The organism is Sodalis sp. (in: enterobacteria), assembly GCF_047607725.1.
Lineage (GTDB): Bacteria > Pseudomonadota > Gammaproteobacteria > Enterobacterales > Enterobacteriaceae > JBLKSS01.
Map to the genome: position 1 here is coordinate 1 of NZ_JBLKSS010000292.1, position 1,798 is coordinate 1,798.

At 57.3% G+C, this 1,798-nt stretch carries 2 protein-coding genes and 2 pseudogenes; all 4 read left to right on the top strand.

Annotated features, from left to right (window positions below; translation table 11 throughout):
• Nucleotides 1-270, top strand: a pseudogene (locus ACMX3H_RS18515) (hypothetical protein); the annotation flags it as partial.
• Nucleotides 271-334: 64 nt separating this feature from the next.
• Nucleotides 335-778, top strand: a pseudogene (locus tag ACMX3H_RS18520) (phage tail sheath subtilisin-like domain-containing protein); the annotation flags it as partial.
• A gap of 114 nt (nucleotides 779-892) precedes the next feature.
• The gene (locus ACMX3H_RS18525) at nucleotides 893-1,210 is read left to right on the top strand and encodes a phage tail sheath C-terminal domain-containing protein (RefSeq protein WP_415211833.1); all 318 of its coding nucleotides are present in this window, start codon (nucleotides 893-895) and stop codon (nucleotides 1,208-1,210) included.
• 9 nt (nucleotides 1,211-1,219) lie between these two features.
• Nucleotides 1,220-1,672, top strand: coding sequence for a phage tail tube protein (locus ACMX3H_RS18530; RefSeq protein ID WP_415211832.1), 453 nt, complete (start codon nucleotides 1,220-1,222; stop codon nucleotides 1,670-1,672).
• Nucleotides 1,673-1,798: the final 126 nt, after the last annotated feature.

Here is a 1,798-nt window from a genome sequence, read left to right on the forward strand (position 1 = left end):
CAGGGTAACGGGGCGGGCAAATCCGATGCCGGCAGCCTGACGTTATCGGGCCAGGCGCAACAGGCCGGGGTACTGAATGTCTATCTCGGCGGTGTGCGGGTGCGCGTCACCGTGGAGAAAGGCCAGCAGGGTAAGGCGGTCGGTGATGCGCTGGCACGGGCGATTAATGCCCTGCCGTCGCTGCCGGTGACCGCCGTGTCTGCCTCGCCGGGGGGAAGATGTCACCGCCGACCAGACGGTGGTCACGCTCACAGCGCGGTTTATTTCTGAATACTCGGCGCAGGATATCCGCCTGAATTATTACGATGGCGAGATAACGCCGCCCGGGTTGGCGGTGACCCTTGCCGCACCCGCGGCACGGGCGACGAACCCTGATCTGGCAAAGAGTATTGCCGCGCTGGGGGATACCCGGTATCACCATATCGTCATGCCCTACCTCGATACCGCCAACCTGACATTATTGAGCGACGCGCTGCGCGACCGCTGGGGACCGACCAAAATGTCTGACGGCATCGCCTGGGCGGCCCATACCGGCAGTCTGGGGGAAATCACCCGGTTCGGTAAGACGCGCAATGATTTTCTGCTGACCTGTAGCGGCATTTAGCGCGCCCCCGAGCCGGCCTATCTGTGGGCGGCCACCCTGTGCGCCATTGGCGCAAAACATTTGAGTCTCGATCCGGCACGCCCGCTGCAAAGCCTGCGCCAGCCGCGACGGCTGGCGCAGGCATTGTCTGACCGGCTGCGCCCCAATGAGCGTAACCAGCTGTTGTATGACGGCATCGCTACCGTGACCGTGGGGGCCGACGATGGGGTACAGATTGAACGGCAAATCACCACCTATCGTACCAACGCCTATGGCGATCCAGATCCGTCTTACCTCGATGTGAATACCGTGGCGACGCTGTCTTATCTGCGCTATTCCACCCGGGTACGCATCACCCAGCGCTTTCCGCGCTATAAGCTGGCCGATGACGGTACGCCGGTGGCACCGGGGCAGGCGATGGTGACCCCGGCCATTATCCGCACCCAGTTGCTGGCGCTGGCGATAGAGTGGCTGGAGGCGGGGCTGATTGAGAACTTCGATAGCTTCCGCGACAGCCTGATTGTCGAGCGCAACAAAAACGACCGCAACCGCGTAGACGTGCTGTGCAAGCCGGATGTGGTCAACCAGTTGCGCATTTTCGCAGAGCAGATCCAGTTTATTTTGTAAGGGGGCACGATGGCATTTGGCAAATACCAATACCAGGGCAAGGCCATTGTCCGGGTTAACGGGCAGGAATACCCGCCGATGACGGGGGCCACCTTTACGCCGTCCGGGGAAAAACGCGAGGAAGTGACCGGCGCACGGGTTTATGGCTATAAGTCAACACCTCGCGCCGCTACGCTGGAATGCAAATTCTCGGCACGGGGTGATCTGAGCGTGGACGTCATCAACGGCTGGCACGATGTCACGCTGGAGTTTGAAGCCGATTCCGACGAAACGCATATGATGACCAACGCCTGGAGCAACGGGGAAGAATCCCTGACGGATGCAGGAGAAATCTCCGCCAAATTTACCGCCACACGCTGGCTGCGAATGGCGGATATACATATTTCGTACCATTTTGTGACTGCATACATACGTTATATCTCTACATCCCTATTATGTGAACCATCAAATAGGCTCACTTAAAACCTTTATGCAAATTAGCATTGCCTTGATTCTAGATTTTGCATGATTTCCTTTTGAATACTCTAGATTCTCACACAATATATATTTAGCATAGTGTGTAATCAATAGCATTATTGGTTAGTTTTT

What these genes read in the sequence shown, in the direction of transcription:
- ACMX3H_RS18530 (WP_415211832.1), top strand. Translation starts at nt 1,220, where the DNA reads ATGGCATTTGGCAAATACCAATACCAGGGCAAGGCCATTGTCCGGGTT.